This is a genomic window from Enterobacter cloacae complex sp. 370H10 (genome assembly GCF_050031535.1).
Taxonomy (GTDB): Bacteria; Pseudomonadota; Gammaproteobacteria; order Enterobacterales; family Enterobacteriaceae; genus Enterobacter; species Enterobacter intestinihominis.
Genome location: NZ_JBLGWG010000001.1, coordinates 535,010 through 553,308, shown reverse-complemented (window position 1 = coordinate 553,308; position 18,299 = coordinate 535,010). Strand labels below are relative to the sequence as shown.

14 protein-coding genes and 1 tRNA gene are annotated in these 18,299 nt (G+C 53.5%); 6 read left to right on the top strand and 9 right to left on the bottom strand.

All coding sequences use genetic code 11. The features are described 5' to 3' along the window. The first annotated feature begins 2 nt into the window (after window positions 1-2). From dpdJ to dpdD, 3 genes are read left to right on the top strand one after another with little or no spacing between them, the layout of a single operon-like run. On the top strand, window positions 3-4,439 hold the full coding sequence (gene dpdJ / locus ACQG2Q_RS02645) for a protein DpdJ (RefSeq protein WP_063849852.1): 4,437 nt from the start codon (window positions 3-5) through the stop codon (window positions 4,437-4,439). Between the two features lie 11 nt (window positions 4,440-4,450). Next, window positions 4,451-4,981, top strand: a complete 531-nt coding sequence (gene dpdK, locus ACQG2Q_RS02640) for a phospholipase D-like domain-containing protein DpdK (RefSeq protein ID WP_063849851.1) — start codon at window positions 4,451-4,453, stop codon at window positions 4,979-4,981. Beyond that, window positions 4,974-7,157 carry a protein DpdD gene (dpdD, locus tag ACQG2Q_RS02635; protein ID WP_047053961.1) on the top strand — a complete coding sequence of 728 codons (2,184 nt, stop codon included), beginning with the start codon at window positions 4,974-4,976 and terminating at the stop codon, window positions 7,155-7,157. The genes dpdK and dpdD overlap by 8 nt, the downstream gene beginning before the upstream one ends. A 23-nt stretch (window positions 7,158-7,180) precedes the next feature. On the opposite strand, the gene dbpB is transcribed toward dpdD, so the two are convergent. The 8 genes from dbpB to rraB all read right to left on the bottom strand — a co-directional run bounded on the left by dbpB (window position 7,181) and on the right by rraB (window position 14,627). Continuing rightward, window positions 7,181-8,308 carry a DGQHR domain-containing protein DpdB gene (gene dbpB, locus ACQG2Q_RS02630; RefSeq protein WP_063849850.1) on the bottom strand — a complete coding sequence of 376 codons (1,128 nt, stop codon included), beginning with the start codon at window positions 8,306-8,308 and terminating at the stop codon, window positions 7,181-7,183. Continuing rightward, a complete protein-coding gene (gene dpdA, locus ACQG2Q_RS02625) occupies window positions 8,305-9,555 on the bottom strand; it encodes a tRNA-guanine transglycosylase DpdA (RefSeq protein WP_096216836.1) in 1,251 nt (416 codons plus the stop codon). The genes dbpB and dpdA overlap by 4 nt, the downstream gene beginning before the upstream one ends. A 73-nt stretch (window positions 9,556-9,628) precedes the next feature. After that, on the bottom strand, window positions 9,629-10,480 hold the full coding sequence (locus tag ACQG2Q_RS02620; protein ID WP_169809093.1) for a hypothetical protein: 852 nt from the start codon (window positions 10,478-10,480) through the stop codon (window positions 9,629-9,631). 539 nt (window positions 10,481-11,019) lie between these two features. After that, on the bottom strand, window positions 11,020-12,264 hold the full coding sequence (locus ACQG2Q_RS02615; RefSeq protein WP_063849848.1) for a tyrosine-type recombinase/integrase: 1,245 nt from the start codon (window positions 12,262-12,264) through the stop codon (window positions 11,020-11,022). A gap of 188 nt (window positions 12,265-12,452) precedes the next feature. Then, window positions 12,453-12,537, bottom strand: a tRNA-Leu gene (locus tag ACQG2Q_RS02610). A gap of 106 nt (window positions 12,538-12,643) precedes the next feature. Further along, window positions 12,644-13,366 carry a hypothetical protein gene (locus tag ACQG2Q_RS02605; RefSeq protein ID WP_063849847.1) on the bottom strand — a complete coding sequence of 241 codons (723 nt, stop codon included), beginning with the start codon at window positions 13,364-13,366 and terminating at the stop codon, window positions 12,644-12,646. A gap of 30 nt (window positions 13,367-13,396) precedes the next feature. Continuing rightward, window positions 13,397-14,155, bottom strand: coding sequence for a tRNA isopentenyl-2-thiomethyl-A-37 hydroxylase MiaE (gene miaE, locus ACQG2Q_RS02600; protein ID WP_063849846.1), 759 nt, complete (start codon window positions 14,153-14,155; stop codon window positions 13,397-13,399). Window positions 14,156-14,201: 46 nt separating this feature from the next. Next, window positions 14,202-14,627, bottom strand: coding sequence for a ribonuclease E inhibitor RraB (gene rraB, locus ACQG2Q_RS02595; protein WP_017694625.1), 426 nt, complete (start codon window positions 14,625-14,627; stop codon window positions 14,202-14,204). A gap of 99 nt (window positions 14,628-14,726) precedes the next feature. Here rraB and argL point away from each other — a divergent pair, with 99 nt between their 5' ends. The 3 genes from argL (at window position 14,727) to xynR (ending at window position 16,696) form a co-directional block, all read left to right on the top strand. Further along, window positions 14,727-14,822, top strand: a complete 96-nt coding sequence (argL, locus tag ACQG2Q_RS02590; RefSeq protein WP_213083700.1) for a putative translational regulatory protein ArgL — start codon at window positions 14,727-14,729, stop codon at window positions 14,820-14,822. Beyond that, window positions 14,792-15,796 (top strand): ornithine carbamoyltransferase, encoded by a 1,005-nt coding sequence (gene argF, locus ACQG2Q_RS02585; RefSeq protein WP_023299201.1) that lies wholly within the window; start codon window positions 14,792-14,794, stop codon window positions 15,794-15,796. Before argL ends, argF begins: the two co-directional genes overlap by 31 nt. 138 nt (window positions 15,797-15,934) lie before the next feature. Continuing rightward, window positions 15,935-16,696, top strand: coding sequence for a DNA-binding transcriptional repressor XynR (gene xynR / locus ACQG2Q_RS02580; RefSeq protein ID WP_063849872.1), 762 nt, complete (start codon window positions 15,935-15,937; stop codon window positions 16,694-16,696). Here xynR and ACQG2Q_RS02575 read toward each other — a convergent pair. Continuing rightward, complete coding sequence (locus tag ACQG2Q_RS02575) at window positions 16,681-18,291, bottom strand: glycoside hydrolase family 43 protein (RefSeq protein WP_063849845.1); 1,611 nt, start codon at window positions 18,289-18,291, stop codon at window positions 16,681-16,683. The two genes, xynR and ACQG2Q_RS02575, sit on opposite strands and share 16 nt — an antisense overlap. Window positions 18,292-18,299: the final 8 nt, after the last annotated feature.

Below are 18,299 nucleotides of genomic sequence, written 5' to 3'. Positions count from 1 at the left end.
TTATGTCTACGGCTGATTTGTCCCACTTGCACCAGGCGCTGGACCTGCTCGAAGAGCGGGAAGCGGAACTGCTGGTCTGGGGGGATACGGATGGCGCATTTACCCATGCCGATATCATCTCACTCTTTACCCGGCACCTGCCCTACGAAGATGCAGAGTCGTTACTGGCAGAACTGCAGAATGCTGCCATGCTCTTCAGCGTCCCGACCAGCAAAGGGGGGACGCGCTACCGCACGCGTATGGCGGAATCGGTCTACCTGTTCCGCCACCAGCGTCAATGGTTCCGCGATCAACCGCTTCAGCGAGCCCGGACGCTTGTCGCCGACTACCGTTTCGTCCGTCGCCCGCGCAACTATCCGAAGCGGGAACTTCCGGCGCAAACGGTGCTGAGCAAATGGGTCGACGTCCCGTGGATGAACGAGATTAAACGCAAGGCGCTTTCCCGACTGATCGGCGACTTTTCCATTGCCGGCTTTCAGGAACGCTCAACCGAACGTATTTTGCGCGCCTGGCACTTTCATAGTCATCATGCTCACGCGAAAGAAGCCACCGGGACCATTGTCTGTGCCGGTACGGGGAGTGGTAAAACGCTGGCGTTCTATCTCCCGGCACTCACCTCGCTCCTCAATGATATTCAGCGCGACAACGCACAGCGGGTCAGGACGCTGGCACTGTATCCGCGTAAAGAACTGCTTAAAGATCAGTTCATGGAAACCTGGGGCAAATGTCGTGAACTCGACAGTCAGGCCCTAGCACTGGCAGGACGCAAGATCCGTATTGGTTCTTTTTTCGGTGACACCCCGTTCAACCATCAATACGCAACGAAAGATAAAGACAAGGATATGCCCTTTGATTTACTCCGTTGCACCACGCCGAAATGTCCGGGGCAAATGCACTGGAAAGCAGAAGATATCAAAGCGAAAAGAGAGATTCTTCGTTGTAGCCACTGCGATCACAGCGTAGACAGTGACGAAGTGATCCTGACCCGCGTCTCGCTGATGAAAAACCCGCCTGACATCCTGTTTACTACCACCGAAATGCTCAATCAGCACCTCGGGAATAACCAAACGAATCACCTATTTGGCGTTGGCATCGGCGTAACACCGCCGCCGGTAGTCCTGCTGGATGAAGTACACACCTATGTGGGGAATACCGGTGCGCAGACAGCCTATCTGCTGCGACGCTGGATGCAACTTGCACGCAGCCGCCCCCATTTTGTCGGGCTGTCGGCAACGCTAAGTGACGCCGAACGTTTCTTCGCCGATCTGGTAGGCGCGTATAAAAAACATGTGGCTCTTATCGAACCGAAGCTCCACGAAATGGAAGATGAAGGGGCTGAATATCTGCTGGCATTACGCGGTGATCCGGTCTCGCAAACCGCCCTGCTGTCTACTACTATCCAGACCAGCATGCTCGCCCGGCGTATTCTGGATACGAAAAGGAAAAAATCACGCGGGACATGGGGGCAAAAAACCTTCGTCTTCACCGACGATCTGGATATCAATAACCGACTTTATCATCAACTGTGTGACGCCGAAGGCTGGCGGTCACGTGGTCAAAACTTATACGTTGCGAAACCGCCGCTGGCCGCTCAGCGTCTGGAAACACCGCAAAACAGCCATACGCTGACTCTGGCAGGACAGAACTGGCGTATCGCGCAGGATATTGGTCACCCACTTGACGAAAATGACCGGGCCATCGTTGCCCGAACGTCCAGTCAGGACGTCGGGGTCGATCCTAGAGCGGAAGTGGTAATTGCAACCGCGTCGCTGGAGGTGGGCTTTAACGACCCCTCAGTTGGCATGGTTATTCAGCATAAAGCGCCACGTAACGTTGCCTCCTATTTGCAGCGTAAAGGGCGTGCCGGTCGTTCAAGAACTATGCGTCCATGGATGGTCGCAGTCCTGTCCGAATTTGGCCGCGACCGCGTCGTTTATCAACGCTATGAAGAGCTCATTAATCCAGAGATAAAAGGACAGTCGTTGCCGATGGGCAACATTCATATCCAGAAAATGCAGGCGGCAATGGCGACACTTGACTGGCTGAGCATGAAGATCCCCGGAAGTAATATCTGGTCATTGCTGAATAAACCGCAGACAAAGCGAGAGTCTCTTGACCATCTTGATCGTATGTTCCACCTGATTACCGCCGTGATCGAACAACATGCGTGGCAGCAGGAGTTGGAAAAGTATCTGTTCTACGCGCTGCGCATCACTGACGAGCAACTTCAGCGTGTACTGTGGTCGCCGCCCCGTTCGATCATGATGGAGTTGCTGCCGACATTAAAACGACAACTCACCACCCAATGGTCGCGGATGGGCCAACCGGAGGCAGACCGTTCGACGGGACGTTCCCCGCTGCCGGCCTTTATTCCTTCAGCGCTATTCAGTGAACTCAATCTGCCGGAACTGGAGATCCATCTCGAGCGGAAGTTCAAGAAACGTGAACATTTGCCCTTTATTCAGGGTCTGAAAGAGTTTGCGCCGGGGCGCATTTCCAAGCGCTATGCCGTTTACTCCGACAATGAAGCAGACTGGCTTATCCCGAACAACTTTGTTCCGGCGATGAATTGCGTTTCGGATGTTGATTTTGATATTGAGCAGGCTTTCGGCGATACCTGGCAGCCCGAGTGTATCATTGAGTATGAAGGTCAGCCCCCTATTAGGGTCATTCGCCCGATGCAGGTGCTTACGCGCGCGCTGCGATTCGAGCAAAATCTCACCGAGAAAAGCAACTCGCAACTGTACTGGCATACCCGGTTTAACCCAGACGATCAGGCCGATCCGCTCCCCATTCCTGCCGGCCCGTGGACGGACACCCTCCGCTCCATTACGTTCTTTACCCACCAGAACATGACACCTCTCGACGTCACGCGTTACGCCACCCACGCAACAGCCTCATTACGCAATAAAACCAAGCAACAGGCGCATGTGAACTTCAGGTGGGTCGACAATGGCGAGCCTGTCGGGGTTGGCGTGCGGCAGTGGGTGGATGGCGCCCGGCTCAGATTTACGCTGCCGCCCACTCTGCTGCAACGCCTCCGGCATGACCCGGCCATTCAGCGCGCACTGCGAACGCTCTATTTCCAGCATCGGATCAAACATGAACCACGCTTCGAATATGACACGTTCACCGCTGACTGGATCTACGAGTGCTACCTAGCGGCGGTTACGCGGGAATTGGCCACACAGTCGTCTCTGGCAGACTCTATCGCGGAATTAAAAACCCCGGACGGCCGACGTCGACTGACTGATATCGCGGACACACTCTTCCAGGCAGAGAATATCTTTGAAAATAGCGAGGATGGTGAAGACGACGCCGAAAGCCAGGAACTGCAGCAACATTTGCGCAACCTGTTTAAAGAGACCGACATTCTGGAAATGGTGGACAGGCACAGCGCGATCCTGACTCAGGATCTCAGTGATGATGTCGATTTTCAGGACTGGCTACAGCATCTGCTGACAACGACCCTTGCCGGAGCGGTCAAACAAACCAGCCACCTGTTGCTGCCGGATGTCGATGAACGCGGTCTGGTGGTGGATACCGAACTCAACGACGAAGTACTGGACATCTGGCTGACCGAATCAGAACCCGGCGGCTGTGGCATCATTACCCGTCTGGAAGACGTTTTTCATCAGGATCCGGTCTCCGTACTGAATCTGTTTATGCGTAGTTTTGCCGCCAGCGATTACGAGCAGATCGACTACGACCTGTTCGAAATGCTTTCGCGGCTCCCCTCTTCCAGCGAGCTCCAGGAGGCCTTAAATGCGATACGTAAGGCCAGCAGCCATCCGCAGCGCCGTGAGGCTAACGCCCACCTCAGAGCGCTGTTGAAGGCGCAGGGATTTGCACTCAGTCACAGTTTTATGTCGGTGCTGCACACACGGGTACTACGTCCGGGCAGCCAGGCATCACATGATGCGCAGATGCTTGCATATCTCAACGCATGGCGGGAACTGGAAGACAAAGCCGGATACGAAATCGCTCTGAATATTTTTGCCCATACCCAAGCGACGCAAGAACTGCCTGACGCCAGTGTGATTAAAGTTTTTGAGCGCTTTTGCAAAATTCAGGGAATGCTCTGGCAGCGCGGCAATGCCATCCGTCAGTCGGTTCTCAGCTATTACAATCCGTTTAAGTCCGGTAACAACCTGACTGAACGACTGCTGCTAAGCTCACTGTTTCAACAGACGGCGTGCAGCATCAGCATCAGCGAGAACGACTGGTTAGCGCAGTTACATCACGCCATTACCCAACACGGCTTTGCAGAACTGCATATCCCGCGCGAGGCCCGCCATCGTATTGTGGAAGTGATCTCTCTGGTGCAGGTGACCCCGATTGAGTACTTTGGTTTGCATCTTTATCCCCGCGAATCCGCCGTGGATTATCAGGATGGCAATCTAGTGTTACGTATTGAACTGGCCGAAGCGCTGCTGTAAGGAACGCAGAAATGGAAGAACAACGACAAATTTTCCTACATGGCCCACTGGGCCAGCGACATTTGCGGGAAATTCTAAGCGCGCAGTTTAGTGGCTTGATCCTCTACCCAGAACCGATCTGGCTGATCTCACCGTGGATGAGCGACTTTGACGTGATTGATAACCGGGGCGGTCAGTGGAATTTTCTTGATCCTTCATGGGGGGCCCGGATGGTCAGCTTCCAGGAATTGCTCGCCACCGCCGTCAACAATGGCTGTCCGCTACGCATCGTGACACGTGAAGACACGCGCAGCGTGGTCTTTATCGAGCGACTGTTGACGCGCTTATCGCCCGATCACGACATGCAATACCTATATCACGAGAACCTGCACGCCAAGGGGTTGCTGACCAAACATTTCTTTCTGAAAGGATCCATGAATTACACCTGGAGCGGCGCAAACCTGAACGATGAGCATCTGCTGTTTTCAACTAATAATACGGTGATTTCAGATGCGTTGATTGAATTTAGCGGCCAGTACACCTTTGGAGACACCCATGACTGATACTCCTCAATGGGTGCGTGACTTCTTTGGCAACGGAAATTTACTGAAGCTGGACAGGTTGCTAGAAAACGTTGAAAACGCCTACCCTGCGGACTTAAAAACCGTCTTACTGCCGCTCTACGAGAGCGCGACTGACGCTCAGTGGCCGATCATTCTGCCCTGGTGCGATGCTCATCGCTGGGTATTTTTTGCCGCGGCAGAAACGGATCGCACCACGCTGGAGCTCAGCAATGTGTTGAATGCCAGGCTGGGGTCTGCCGATGTTATTGCCGATAGAAGGGTGACTTTCGTCCCCGCGCAGGGAGCGACATCGCTGTCTGAAACGGCTCTGCTGACGCACTGTCCGGCCGGATTTATCCGGATCGAATTACTGCCCACAAAGCAGAAAGATAAACCAGCAAAAGAGCGGGTCTTCGCCGCGCTCAAAGACGTTATCGCCCTGTTTCGTGATAGGCCATCAATCGTACGCACGGTCAAACGTCCCTTTGGGCGGATCTTGAGTGATTTCATTCTGGCGAATAGCCAAAAAGACGAAGCCACAAGCGACGCTTTACTACAGGAACTGAAGAACAACGGCGCGCTTTCGCGACGCAACCTTATGCTGCTTGAACTCCAGCAGGCGGGTAAGTTAGAGAAGTGGGACACGCTGCTGAATCACGATTCGCTTGCTGATTTGGTTCGGGGACGCATTCCCACAACTCTGATGCGGATGCTGCTGAAAGCATACCAGCAGCGCTTTTTTACACCCGACATCCACGGGTATCCGCAGGCCTCCCCGGCGGATCTTCGCCCGCAATGTCTGGCGCTGCACCCTCTGTTTACGCAGATGCCTTTTTTATCCCAGGATGAGGCTGACTTTGCGGCGTGGAAAACCTGGGCCACCGGCGTGATGCTTATTGGCGAAGTCGACCTGCTCAACGCGTTACCAGAACGCCTAAAAACCGACTGGTTGAGTGGATTGCACACCTGGGCCAGTCGGCCGTTCTACGTTGTGAGTCCGTCAGCAGCGACAGCGACGGCGTCGCTCCCGGATACGCTGCAACAGCTTGCCGCATATCTGCAAACCTCCCTGACCGCAACGCAAGAGGAGATTACCGGCTACGCACAAACGCTCCACACGCTTGATCAGCAGTTGATAGAGCAGGCGATGGCGGTACCACTGCTGAAAACACTCATCGAGGAGATCCGCCATCTGACCAATCCGCAAATCGTGGGCTGGGATATCTGTTTCTCCCGACTATGTCAGTCAGAAGTCGACAGCAACAGCCTGGTGCAACTGGTCGCGCTGGAAAGTGAAAACTGGCCCGCCGACTCGTTCCATGAAGCGACGATGCTCCAGTTACTATCAAGTCAGGTTCCACCAGACGCGTTCCCGATCCTGCGTAACGTGATGCCTGCCTTTATTGAATGGCTTGAACGTCATCAGTTCAGTCTGAGTAGTACGACGTGGCTAAAGTGGCTGGATGTTCTTGCGATGGAACAAAGCGTCAGTCAGGCGGATATCAAGCTGGCCACAATGGTGACGGACCGCTTCCTACAAGGCTCTGTTAGCCAGGAAGCGTATCAACAGTCCGGTGCCATGCTGGAACTGATCGTCGAACGCGCCAGTTCATTCCGCAACCTGCCAGCGCTGGGCGAGTTGATCGAACTCTTCCTTGATGCTCCGGTGCAGGATCGGGCGACGCTCACCTCGCTGTGGCTCAGCGTTCAGTCTTTTGTGAGCGGAATATGGGCGCGATTAGATCCGACTACTCGTACAGTGATGCGCAACTTGGCGACTGACGTGCTAGGGGAAGGTGCAGAGCGCGTATTTCCGGCTGAGCAGGATAGCTGTACGGCAGATGCAGAAGATGAATTGCCGGACTTATCCGGAGCCAGAGTGGCGATTTATAGCCTGACAGAAGGCGCGGTAAGACGCGCGAAACGGATGCTGGAAACGCTGTTCCCCGGGATCAGAGTGGAGATCAGCCATGCGCACACTGCAACCGACAAGTTGATAAATCAAGCAAAACAGGCTGATTACTTCATCTTTTCTGCAGGCAGCGCCACTCATCAGGCCTTTTACGCGGTCTCAGCACAGCGCAGAGATTTAATCTACCCTACAGGTAAAGGTGCCGGGTCAATGCTGAACGCGTTTATTGCGCACGTTCAGCAGGTCTCTGCAGTAGTGGCATAAAAAAAGGGGCAAATGCCCCTTTTTTATATATTGGCGTTCGCTGCTTTGATATAACTTGTGACCAGATAATCCGTCACTAATGAGATATCTTTCGACAGGTTCTGCAGTTCATTCCATTTACGGACGATAGGCTGACCATCAATATCCGTACCGAAGTTCCACGCGCCACTACTCCATGCACAAAGCGACTTGATGCGATTTAACTCTTCGACAAAACGAGTATAGGAAGGGATCTCAGTCCAGCCAGGTTCACCTTTATAGTCCTGATGCACCTGATCAATTTCATCCATCAGGCTACCCAGTGCAAGAATACCGACGCCGTGTAATAGGCGGGAATAGCGCGGCTTTTTGTCCCAGTCATCGGTAAACACGGTTTCCACCGCCGACCAGAAGTTATTCAGCAGTTTCACCATCTTCCCTTCATCCCCCAACCCTGTCGCAGGGTCACGGAAGCGATACAATGCTCCCTCACGAAGACTAGCATCGATCATTTTGATCATCGAGTTGTCAGCAATAACCCCATCAGGATTGGTTGCCGTTTTGATGCGCCCCACAAGTGGACCTTCCCCGAAGTTCAGTCGTTGAGTCAGCAGCGAAGGAAACTTACGCATTTGCAGATCGGATGGCAAACGACCGTGGGTATGCGGCGCCAGTTCGTATAACAACGTTTTGGGCAGCGGTTTTGTGGAGTTAACCAGCATAAACTGCTCGCGTTGTTCTTCTGCATCATTAGCGATAAATGCAGAGACCGGCATCATAAACGAGTCGATTTCCGCATCCCGCAAAGCAGCAGTACGTTGTTGACCATCCACAATAAACCCTGGCTTCTCAAAATCCTTATCTTCGGAGAAAGGTATTACCAGATGTCCCATGTCGTCATTATCTGTAAGCGGTTCAAAACGCACACGCTTATCAAAAGCGATAATCACCGGGTTTGGTATCATCGGATTTGCGCTCTCAATGTAGCGCTGAATTTCGCGAATATGGTTACGTACTTCTGGACGCTGATAACCAACCAAACTCTCTTCGCCGCGACGAATACGCGAAATCGCTGCTATTTTGCTGATCTGTTTACCTTCTATCGCAAGGCTATAGAGTTGCCTCTCCTCACCCTGTCGGATTCGCAGGGCAGGAACACGATATTCACTCATGACAGTTCCTCTGAGCGTAATGACAATGTGTGCTGTAAACGGTTGTACAACACCTGAATATTATGGAAACCGCGGCGACGGTTACGTTCTGCTCCGCGGAAAATGATGACATTGATACCGATGGCCTGGCAAATATTGCACTGGCATTGTTTCCAGGGTCGTTCTCCTAGCGTACGTTCATAATCCGCACGAATTTTGTCGGCCTCTTTTTCACCCGAATGCAGACGTTCATAAGCCAGGACTGCATCAAGAGCCTTCTCAAGGGACAAAGCCCCTTTATCGTATTCGAACAGGGCATTCATGGCATCCTTTTCCAGATGCCGTGCAATATCCTGATCAATCACGCCAGATTTAATTTTGCGGCTCAAACTTGGATTCGCATCAAACTGAGGGACACGCACAGCGGTATAGGCCGGGCCATCAAGCGTATGATAGTTGTTTTTTCGATCTTTGAAGGCCTGCTGAAGCGGTGTAGTCGAGTCAATACTGGTCACACCAAACTTGATAAAGTCAGAGAAACTCTCTGGACGGGCAATACCAAGCAAGTGAATACGCGTATCACTTTTCAGCAACGGCTTAATCTCTTCGAGAGTCTCTAGGATCTGCGCCGTTTTCAACGGCACCATCCCCCCCATAGTGATATTTTTGTATCCCATGGCCAGCAGGGCCTCTACAGACTGACGATAGGAGGTTTTGCTCCATCCATGTGCAACGCCAAAGGGGGTGAAACAGGACTTTTGAGACTTATTTAAAAACTCTTGAGCCAAGGTCAGCGTGATATCCTGGCGTCGGCGACACTCAGTCAATACTTCGCCACTAAATACCTCACCAGGTTTTTCATAGCCAAAAACGATATGATCGAGAGAAACGCCATGGTTAAAGCGGGAAGTTTCGTAAAACTCAATCACCTCTTCCACACGGTATGGCGGGACGTCCTGATTAACATAGGTGAAGGCTCCGCAATCACCCATAGTTTCCATATTTTCCGGCAGACGGAAAAAGTGCTTCATTCCATTACGGAAGTAACGCAAACGCTGGGCACGAGTATATTTGCTCTCGCCGCCGCCAAGACCATCAACTACAGCTTTAGAAACCAGCATACCATCGTAAGGATGAGGAAAAACCTCATGCGGATACTGATCGTCACGTTGACGCACGCGATGTTCGTTACGCGTTTCGCGAAAGAAGTCGAAACTGGGATCGATAAAATCCTGACTATCAGGGAAAAAATACTTTAGCTTCGACAACTTATTCTCCTGTGACGCCACTGCAAAGCCTCAAAAAACGGGGGATTCTACCATGAAACCCAGGCAAGTAGCATTAAGGTTTAGCCTCTCTCAGGGCCATAAACTCAGCCCGAAAACGTTTTTCCTCAAATGAATTCCCCGAGTCACGAAATTCACGCAACGCGTGTGTTGCACTGATACCAGGATTTTGTTCCATAATCTTTAAAATGAAAGACTTAACTTCCTCCGGACTACGACGAATTCCTTTTTTCACTTCACGCTCAGGTAACTCCTTGAGTTCTTCTTTTAACTTTTGAGATAACTCATTTAAATCATTGAGTTGTTTTGACGTAAATTCCTTCACAATGTATTTTGCCACACTGATATTAAGCATGAGCATATTGCATCTCAGCCACTGAGCCATATTTTGGTTGGTTTTGAAAAGGTATGTAGTTAACCTACCATTGATTTTTTTGGAAGTTATGATAAGCAGTTGTTTTTTTGCATCAACTAGATACTCAAGACCATTAATGATATCTAGTTCAATTGCATTAATATAATCTGGAGAGCCACAGATAATATAATAGTCTCTTTTTCTTTTTTTCATTAATTCTACAATAGATGTAGGATGCTTAGATTTAAAAGTAGATCTATTGGTTATTTCTTTCCACCATGTTCTATGAAAACTTTTCCCTACATATTCTTGAGAATACAATGGTATTGATTCGTCATATCCAACAGCAAAGGTCGCTTTATAAGGTACAACATTGTCTTTGTGGTGAAGGAGTCCTAAACCAGCAGAAAGAATCCATAAATCAATAGGATAATCATCTAAGATGGCTTTAGCCGTCGCCCAGTGCCCACCTTTATAAAGATCCTCTGCACATACAGTTGCAGATGTAGAAATAGCTTCATTCAGAGCATTGCACCAAGAATTCACGAGCACATTTGAAGGGGTTCGGCCTGATGAAAATTGACTCAGACTCAATATATCCCTACTACCGTAGTGTTTGCCGTTTGTACATGTGGTTATTAAGTTGATGTTGCTCACAATCGCCCCCCAGAATCGTGTTACACAAGCTACAGGAGAAAAAAGGGGATGACAAGAACGGAGTAATCAGTCCCTGAAAAAATTTTCAGGGACTGATGTTAGTGAGGAATATACTCGAAATACTCATCTTGAGAATGAGAACATCTTTGGCATCGCCTCAGAATACCTTTTTCCTCAAGAGAGAGACAAAAATTTCGACATGACTCAAGAAGGACGTCAGAGTTTTCGTTTTTATCTTTAGAAATCAATGCCCTAGCGAGTGTGTCATAACTAAAACCTCCCGTTGAGTGCGATACAATGCTCATCGCAAGTTGAGTATCGAAAGTTTTCATAGTGCACCTCTGAGTCGCCAGAATAATACAGTTATAAAAAAGTATGGGTTATAGTTCAAGCCGGCTTTTCAAATTCGAACATAGCAAGCATCAGGAATTAGACTACTTGCCAAAGTCATAAGGGCTAACTTCGCTTTCCCTATTCGCATCCAAAAAATCAGCCCACCACTGCAGCATCAGTCGCCGTTCATCAAGATGTTCGGCCTTATGAATGTAAGCTGCGCGTACTGAGCTACGTTCCATATGGCTCATCTGCCTTTCCACTGCATCCCTCGACCACAATCCAGACTCGATCAATGAACTACAGGCCATTGTCCTGAAACCGTGCCCACAAACCTCTACCTTCGTGTCATAACCCATAACGTGCAGCGCCTTGTTCACCGTGTTTTCACTCATCGGTTTGCGATGATCATGATCGCCGATGAAAACAAAATCGCGATCACCACTAAGTTTGTAAACATCTTTAAGAATTGCTAAAGCTTGATGAGAAAGCGGCACCAGATGAGGCGTACGCATTTTTGAACCACGCTGTGAATGCTTTACTCCTTCAATAGCTTCGCGCTCTGCAGGTATTGTCCACATTGATGTTTCGAAATCGATCTCAGACCAACGAGCAAAGCGTAGTTCACTTGAACGAATGAATACCAGGAGCGTGAGTTCGACGGCAAGTCTAGTAAGAGGTCTACCGGTATAACTATCTATGCGCCGTAATAGTTCTGGGATTAGCTTCAACTGAAGAGCAGGTCGATGCTGCCTGTTACTTGAAGCAACAGCGCCAACCATCTCCTGCGCGGGGTTATAGTCCAGTAAACCACTCTGTACGGCATAGCGCATAATTGCCGTGGTTCGCTGTTGTAATCGTGAAGCAACCTCAAGCCGTCCTGACAGTTCTACCGCTTTGATTGGGGCCAGCAGGTCTCTAGTTTTAAGATCAGCGATATTCCGCTTACCTATGGCAGGGAAGAGATTGTCCTCCAGGCTTTTAAGCACTCGTCGACTATGTTCTTCCGACCACTTTTTATTTGTGGCATGCAACTCAATAGCAAGCTGCTCAAAAGTACGTGCTTCCTCCTGCTCAATCTTATCATTTTTCTTTTTATCTCCCGGATCGATGCCGTTTGCTAAAAGCTTACGAGCGTCATCGCGACGAGCTCTGGCATCTGCAAGAGATACGTCAGGGTAAACACCTAAAGCCAGCATCTTTTGCTTTCCGCCATAGCGGTACTGCAGACGCCAGTATCTTGAACCATTTGGGTGGACGAGAAGATGCATACCATTGCCATCGGTCAGTTTGTATTGCTTATCCGTTGGCTTGGCAGTTCTGACCTTGATATCTGTTAACGCCATGCTTATGCCCTCCCTGTTGGTACAAGCGTTATCGAACCGGAAATACCATCATCTGTACCAACATCTGTTGGTAGATGTACGTTGAAACAGATTGACCTTGAGAGAGTTAATATAGCGGGAATGATGGGTAAATACTGGATTTCAGACACAAAAAAAGCCGCCCTTAAGCGACTTTGATTTGCATCTTTTGGTGCCGAAGGCCGGACTCGAACCGGCACGTATTTCTACGGTTGATTTTGAATCAACTGCGTCTACCGATTTCGCCACTTCGGCACTGAAGGGGATGCGGAAACGTTGTGGATTATACCTGTCGCGCGCCGCCATGCAAGCGACGACGCGCGAAACCCGCGCTAAGTGCCCAAAAAACCAGCGCCCTTCGTCACTCCAGCTCAGACACCGCCAGCCGAATCACCCCTGCCGCCTTCTGCTCCGGCAGCGCCAGCACCTTGGCCCACATCTCCTGCACCATATCGCAGGAGAGCTTCTCTTTGCCCGCCGCCTTCTCCGGCATCTGCAACAGCTGGATGTCCTCGCCGTACTGATCGGCAAGTTGCTTCATAATCGGTCGCACATCCTCGACGGCCGCCTCACGCTCGGCCTGCGTCACGGTGTGGCGATTTTTACCGTAGGCCGCACGCATCATGTCGGCATCGGCCTGCATGCGCCGCGCCATCAAATCTTTATCCAGCATGCGCATCGGGTTGATGCCGCCCTTCACCATCGGGTAGAGGAAGCGGAAGCAGGCGTCGTCGCTCACCTTCTGGATGGCGGCGGTCTGCTCCATGTTGATGGTCATGTAGTTCACCACGTTGGCGTCCGGGGCGTTTTGCAGGCGCGTCATCTGCAGATGCAGGATCTGCGGCTGGATGGTGTCGATAATCTGCTGCTCCGGCTCGCCCGCTTTTTGCAGGGCAGCCATCTGGTCGAGGATGCGCTGATGCAGCGCGGGCTCCTGCTCCTTAATCACCTGCCAGGCGGGCATCGCGTTGAGGGCGTTATCCATCTGCCGTTCCGGGGCGCGCTGCCTGTCGAAAAACACCCAGAACGCCACGGCGGCAGCCGCAATGACGATAATCACAATACGGGTCCACTTTTTATTCATCTAGCATCCTTATCCTTGAGTTATGCCGGTTTACACCGGCACGCCGCTGTGGAAGCGAAACTCGTTGTCCGGTGTCGAGATAAGTGTGGCTTCAATTTCGCCAAAAAGCTGTATGCGCGGTGAGATATCGTCGTCGCTCACCTGCTGAGCCAGCGTCAGGTAGTCCTGATAATGGCGCGCTTCCGAGCGCAGCAGCGAGAGATAGAACTTCTGCAGGTCGTCGTCGAGGAACGGGGCCAGCGCGGCGAAGCGTTCGCAGGAGCGGGCTTCGATGTAGGCGCCGCAGATGAGCTTGTCGATCAGCGTCAGCGGTTCGTGGGTGCGCACTTCCTTCAGCATCCCTTTGGCATAGCGGCTGGCGGTGATTTTGACGTACGGAATGTCGCGGGCCAGCATCGCCTCGCGCACCTGCCAGAAGTGGTGCAGTTCCTCTTTAATCAGCAGCACCATGCTGTCGATGAGCGCCTGTCCCCACGGGTCGTCGGTTTTGGGCATCACGCTTTTGCCAATCTGCCTGTGCAGGGCGATGAAGTCCGGCTCCGGGCCGTCGCGGAAGGTGAACAGTTCGTAGGGTTTGAGCCAGTCGAGCAGCGCATCGGCACCGATTTCGTCGGCGACGTATTTACGCACGAGTAACAGCGCGGTCTGGGCGGCCTTGAGCTCGCACACCATATGGTCGGTGAGCAGCAACGGCAGGTTCGCCGGGTCGCGGGCTTTATCAATCCATGCTTGCGGGGTCGGGCACTGGAGGAAGTTGAGTACGGGGGCGAGTATCTGCGGGTAATCCATGGTTCTGCCTTGAAAAAGCGGTGGCGCGTGCCACCGCCTGAAACGCTTAGTGACGCACGCCGTCGTCGTCTTCGTCGACGTAATCTTCGTCGTCGCCTTCTTCGCCGTCTTCACCGTTCGGATCTTCGAAGTAGGTTCCCCAGCCGTCGTATTCCACTTCAAACTTCTCGGCCAGGTTCATCAGCTGTTCGACCTGCGCGTCGATCAGCTCCGCCTTCAGCGCGCCTTCGCTCAGGATATCGCAGCAGATGACGGTGTCGCCCTCTTCCACTTCCAGCTCTTCCGGCTCGGTCACTTCGTAACCCAGCTTGAAGGCTTCCACGGCCATTTTTTCCAGCGCCTCGAAGTCATCCGCAGAGAAATGGTGTTCGATGGTGTACAGCGCGTCCGGATCGCTACCGTCTTCCAGCAGTTCTTCAATAATCAGACGCGTCTCTTCGCGTTGCTCTTCCAGTAATTCCGGGTTTGCCATGGGTCAATCCTCTTTAAAGTGCGGCAGATACTTCTATTTTCACACACGGACGGGTTTGCCTCCACCTTTGTTGGAAAGATTTGTGAAACGGGGTTGCAAATGAATAATTACACATATAAAGTGAATTTTAATTCAATAAGTGGCGTTCGCCATGCGAGGATAAAATGTCTGATCTGTACAAGAAACACTTTCTGAAATTGCTCGACTTTACCCCTGCACAGTTCACTTCTCTGCTGACTCTTGCCGCACAGCTCAAAGCCGATAAAAAAAATGGCAAGGAAGTACAAAAGCTTACTGGAAAAAACATCGCGCTCATCTTCGAAAAAGACTCAACCCGTACACGATGCTCTTTCGAAGTTGCCGCATTTGACCAGGGCGCGCGCGTTACCTATTTAGGGCCGAGCGGCAGCCAGATTGGGCATAAAGAGTCAATTAAGGACACCGCGCGCGTGCTGGGGCGGATGTACGACGGCATTCAGTATCGCGGTCACGGCCAGGAAGTGGTCGAGACGCTGGCGCAGTACGCGGGCGTGCCGGTGTGGAACGGGCTGACCAACGAGTTCCACCCGACGCAGCTGCTGGCGGACCTGCTGACCATGCAGGAGCACCTGCCGGGCAAGGCGTTTAACGAGATGACGCTGGTCTACGCGGGCGACGCGCGCAACAACATGGGCAACTCGATGCTGGAAGCGGCGGCGCTGACCGGGCTGGATCTACGCCTGGTGGCCCCGAAAGCCTGCTGGCCGGAAGAGAGCCTGGTGGCGGAGTGCAGTGCGCTAGCGGAAAAGCACGGCGGGAAAATCACCCTGACGGAAGACGTGGCGGCGGGCGTGAAGGGCGCGGACTTTATCTATACCGACGTCTGGGTGTCGATGGGCGAAGCCAAAGAGAAGTGGGCGGAGCGGATAGCGCTGCTGCGCGGGTATCAGGTGAACGCGCAGATGATGGCGCTCACCGGCAACCCGAACGTGAAGTTCCTGCACTGTCTGCCGGCGTTCCATGACGACCAGACTACACTCGGCAAGCAGATGGCGAAGGAGTTCGACCTGCACGGCGGGATGGAAGTGACGGACGAGGTGTTTGAGTCGGCGGCGAGTATCGTCTTCGACCAGGCGGAAAACCGGATGCATACGATTAAGGCGGTGATGGTGGCGACGCTTGGGGAGTGATTGACTCCTCTGCGGTCTGGTGCCCTCACCCCGGCCCTCTCCCACGGGGAGAGGGAGAACACCGGCGCCATTTCATTGATTTTTCACCCCGAAAAAGGTACGTTTTCGCCTTCATTCCAGCGTGGACATGCCAGCATTATGCCGATTATTCAGTCTGTTGAACGTGCGTTGCAGATCCTCGACCTGTTCAACGAGCAGGCCACCGAGCTTAAGATCACCGACATCAGCAAACTGATGGGGCTGAGCAAGAGTACCCTCCACTCGCTGCTGAAAACCCTCCAGCTTCACGGCTATATTGATCAGAACCCGGAGAACGGCAAATATCGCCTCGGCATGAAGCTGGTTGAGCGCGGTCATTTCGTCGTGGGCTCCATCGATATTCGCCAGAAGGCGAAAGGTTGGCTGACGGAGCTGTCCCAGCGGACCGGGCAGACCACCCATCTGGGGATCCTGGACGGTCGTGAAGGGGTCTATATCGAGAAGATTGAAGGCAAGCTGGCCGCCATCGCCTATTCGCGCATTGGCCGCCGCCTGCCGGTTCACGCCACCGCCATCGGCAAGGTGTTGATTGCCTGGCTGGGCGAGGCCGAGCTGAACACCCTGCTGGAGGGCTATCAGTACACCACCTATACCCCTTCCACCCTCGCCTCCCGGGAAGCGTTAATGACTGCCCTGACGCAGACCCGCGAACAAGGCTATGCCCTGGACAGCGAAGAGAACGAGCAGGGCGTGCGCTGCGTGGCGGTGCCGGTGTGGAACCACGAATCCCGCGTGATTGCCGCCCTGAGCCTGTCGACCTTGACCTCGCGCGTGGACGACGCCGAGCTGGCTAATTTCCGCGAGCAGCTTCAGCAGGCCGGGCTCGCGCTCTCACGCGCACTGGGCTATGCCGGCTCGTAGGTGAAGTAGTCGAAGTCCGCGTGGCAGCCGTCGCCGCTGATGTCCTCGCAGTGCAGTCCCACAAACGCACCAGTGAAGAAACCGCGCCCGCCGATGTAGTCGTCCGACAGCTTCCACGCCTCATACGTCACCGGCAAGGTGTGCCACGTCTCGTCGTCGAACGAGTAGCTGTAGCGGTAGACCAGTTTATCCACGTCCACCCTTAGCCAGACGCTCTCGGCCTGTTCCGGCACCGGAATCGGCTGCTCGTGCAGCGGCCATGACGGCACGTTGTGGTCGAGCTGGATCACCTTGATGGTTCTCCCCTGCCCCTCCTCGTAGTCCACAAAGCAGTAGCTCCAGTTTTTGCTGTTGTAGTAGCAGGTCAGCCCCGCGCTCTGCTGGAAGTGGACCGGCGAGAACTGCATCCGCGTCTCGGCCCGGAAGGTGAAATGCTGCCAGCGGCGCGCCACGGTCGACTGGGTAAAGGTCGAGTTGAGCGAGTCGTTGCCGTAGAGCCGTAAGTAGCCCGGGCGGGCGGTAAGCGAGCCGAGGGTGTTGTCGAATGGAATGCGCAGGGTCTGCAGTTCCGGGTCGAGCGAACTGGCGTCGAAATCGTCCCGCCAGATGCCCGGAACGGCTACAGGCTGCTCCGCCATCTGCGGGCCTTTCACGGTCAGCTGCGCATGCTTGCCGCCTTCCACGTACGGCCAGCCGTCGCGCCATTCAATGCGGGCGATGCCGGTCTCGCGCCCCAGCGGGCAGTAACCGCGCCCGCCGGAGGCCAGCAGCGGCACGCCGGGCAGGCGCAGCGGGCGGCTGGTGAGGTAGGCCATATACCACTCCCCGGTGTGGGTTTGCAGCAGCGAGCCGTGGCCGCTCTTTTGCAGCGGGTTCTCCGGCAGGTGCCAGCTGGTCATCATCGTCACGTCCGGGTGCAGCTCGTACGGCCCGTCGATGGTTTTTGCGCGCAGCACCACGACGGCGTGCTCGTAGCTGGTGCCGCCCTCGGCAACCATCAGGTAGTACCATCCCGCGTGGCGATAAAGATGCGCCCCTTCGGTATAGCAGAGCGGCGTGCCGGTAAACAGCGTTTTGCGCTCGGGCGAGAGCGTGCCAGTCTGCGAATCAAACTCCTGCATCACGATGGTGTTGTGCGGGTTACTGTGATGGCGCGGCCCCCACGGGCGGTAGAGGTAATATTTGCGGCCATCGTCGTCGTGGAACAGGGAGGGATCGAACCCGCCGTTGCCCATCGGGATCGGCTCGCTCCACGGTCCCTCGATGGAGGGCGCGGTAACCAGGAAGTTGCGGCCGTTTTTCCACGGCGAGTCGACAATCTTCACGTCGGTGTAGAGCAGCCAGAACCTCCCGTCGGCGTAGCTCAGGCACGGTGCCCAGATGCCGCCGGAGTCCGGGTTGCCCTTCATGTCCAGCATCGACACGCGGTCCAGCGGGGTGCTGACCAGCGACCAGTTTTTCAGATCGCGGGAGTGGTAGATGCGCACGCCCGGGAACCACTCGAAGGTCGAGGTGGCGATGTAGTAGTCCTCGCCCTGGCGGCACAGGGACGGGTCCGGGTTGAAGCCGGTGAGTATCGGGTTAGTAATTTCCATGTTGCCTC

Bases quoted from the DNA above. Each gene is read 5' to 3' on its own strand.
- argL (WP_213083700.1), top strand. From the start codon at position 14,727: ATGAATAATTACACATATAAAGTGAATTTTAATTCAATAAGTGGCGTT.
- miaE (WP_063849846.1), bottom strand. From the start codon at position 14,155: ATGGATTACCCGCAGATACTCGCCCCCGTACTCAACTTCCTCCAGTGC.
- ACQG2Q_RS02615 (WP_063849848.1), bottom strand. From the start codon at position 12,264: ATGGCGTTAACAGATATCAAGGTCAGAACTGCCAAGCCAACGGATAAG.
- dpdK (WP_063849851.1), top strand. From the start codon at position 4,451: ATGGAAGAACAACGACAAATTTTCCTACATGGCCCACTGGGCCAGCGA.
- dbpB (WP_063849850.1), bottom strand. From the start codon at position 8,308: ATGAGTGAATATCGTGTTCCTGCCCTGCGAATCCGACAGGGTGAGGAG.
- ACQG2Q_RS02605 (WP_063849847.1), bottom strand. From the start codon at position 13,366: ATGAATAAAAAGTGGACCCGTATTGTGATTATCGTCATTGCGGCTGCC.
- dpdJ (WP_063849852.1), top strand. From the start codon at position 3: ATGTCTACGGCTGATTTGTCCCACTTGCACCAGGCGCTGGACCTGCTC.
- dpdD (WP_047053961.1), top strand. From the start codon at position 4,974: ATGACTGATACTCCTCAATGGGTGCGTGACTTCTTTGGCAACGGAAAT.
- xynR (WP_063849872.1), top strand. From the start codon at position 15,935: ATGCCGATTATTCAGTCTGTTGAACGTGCGTTGCAGATCCTCGACCTG.
- ACQG2Q_RS02575 (WP_063849845.1), bottom strand. From the start codon at position 18,291: ATGGAAATTACTAACCCGATACTCACCGGCTTCAACCCGGACCCGTCC.
- rraB (WP_017694625.1), bottom strand. From the start codon at position 14,627: ATGGCAAACCCGGAATTACTGGAAGAGCAACGCGAAGAGACGCGTCTG.
- argF (WP_023299201.1), top strand. From the start codon at position 14,792: ATGTCTGATCTGTACAAGAAACACTTTCTGAAATTGCTCGACTTTACC.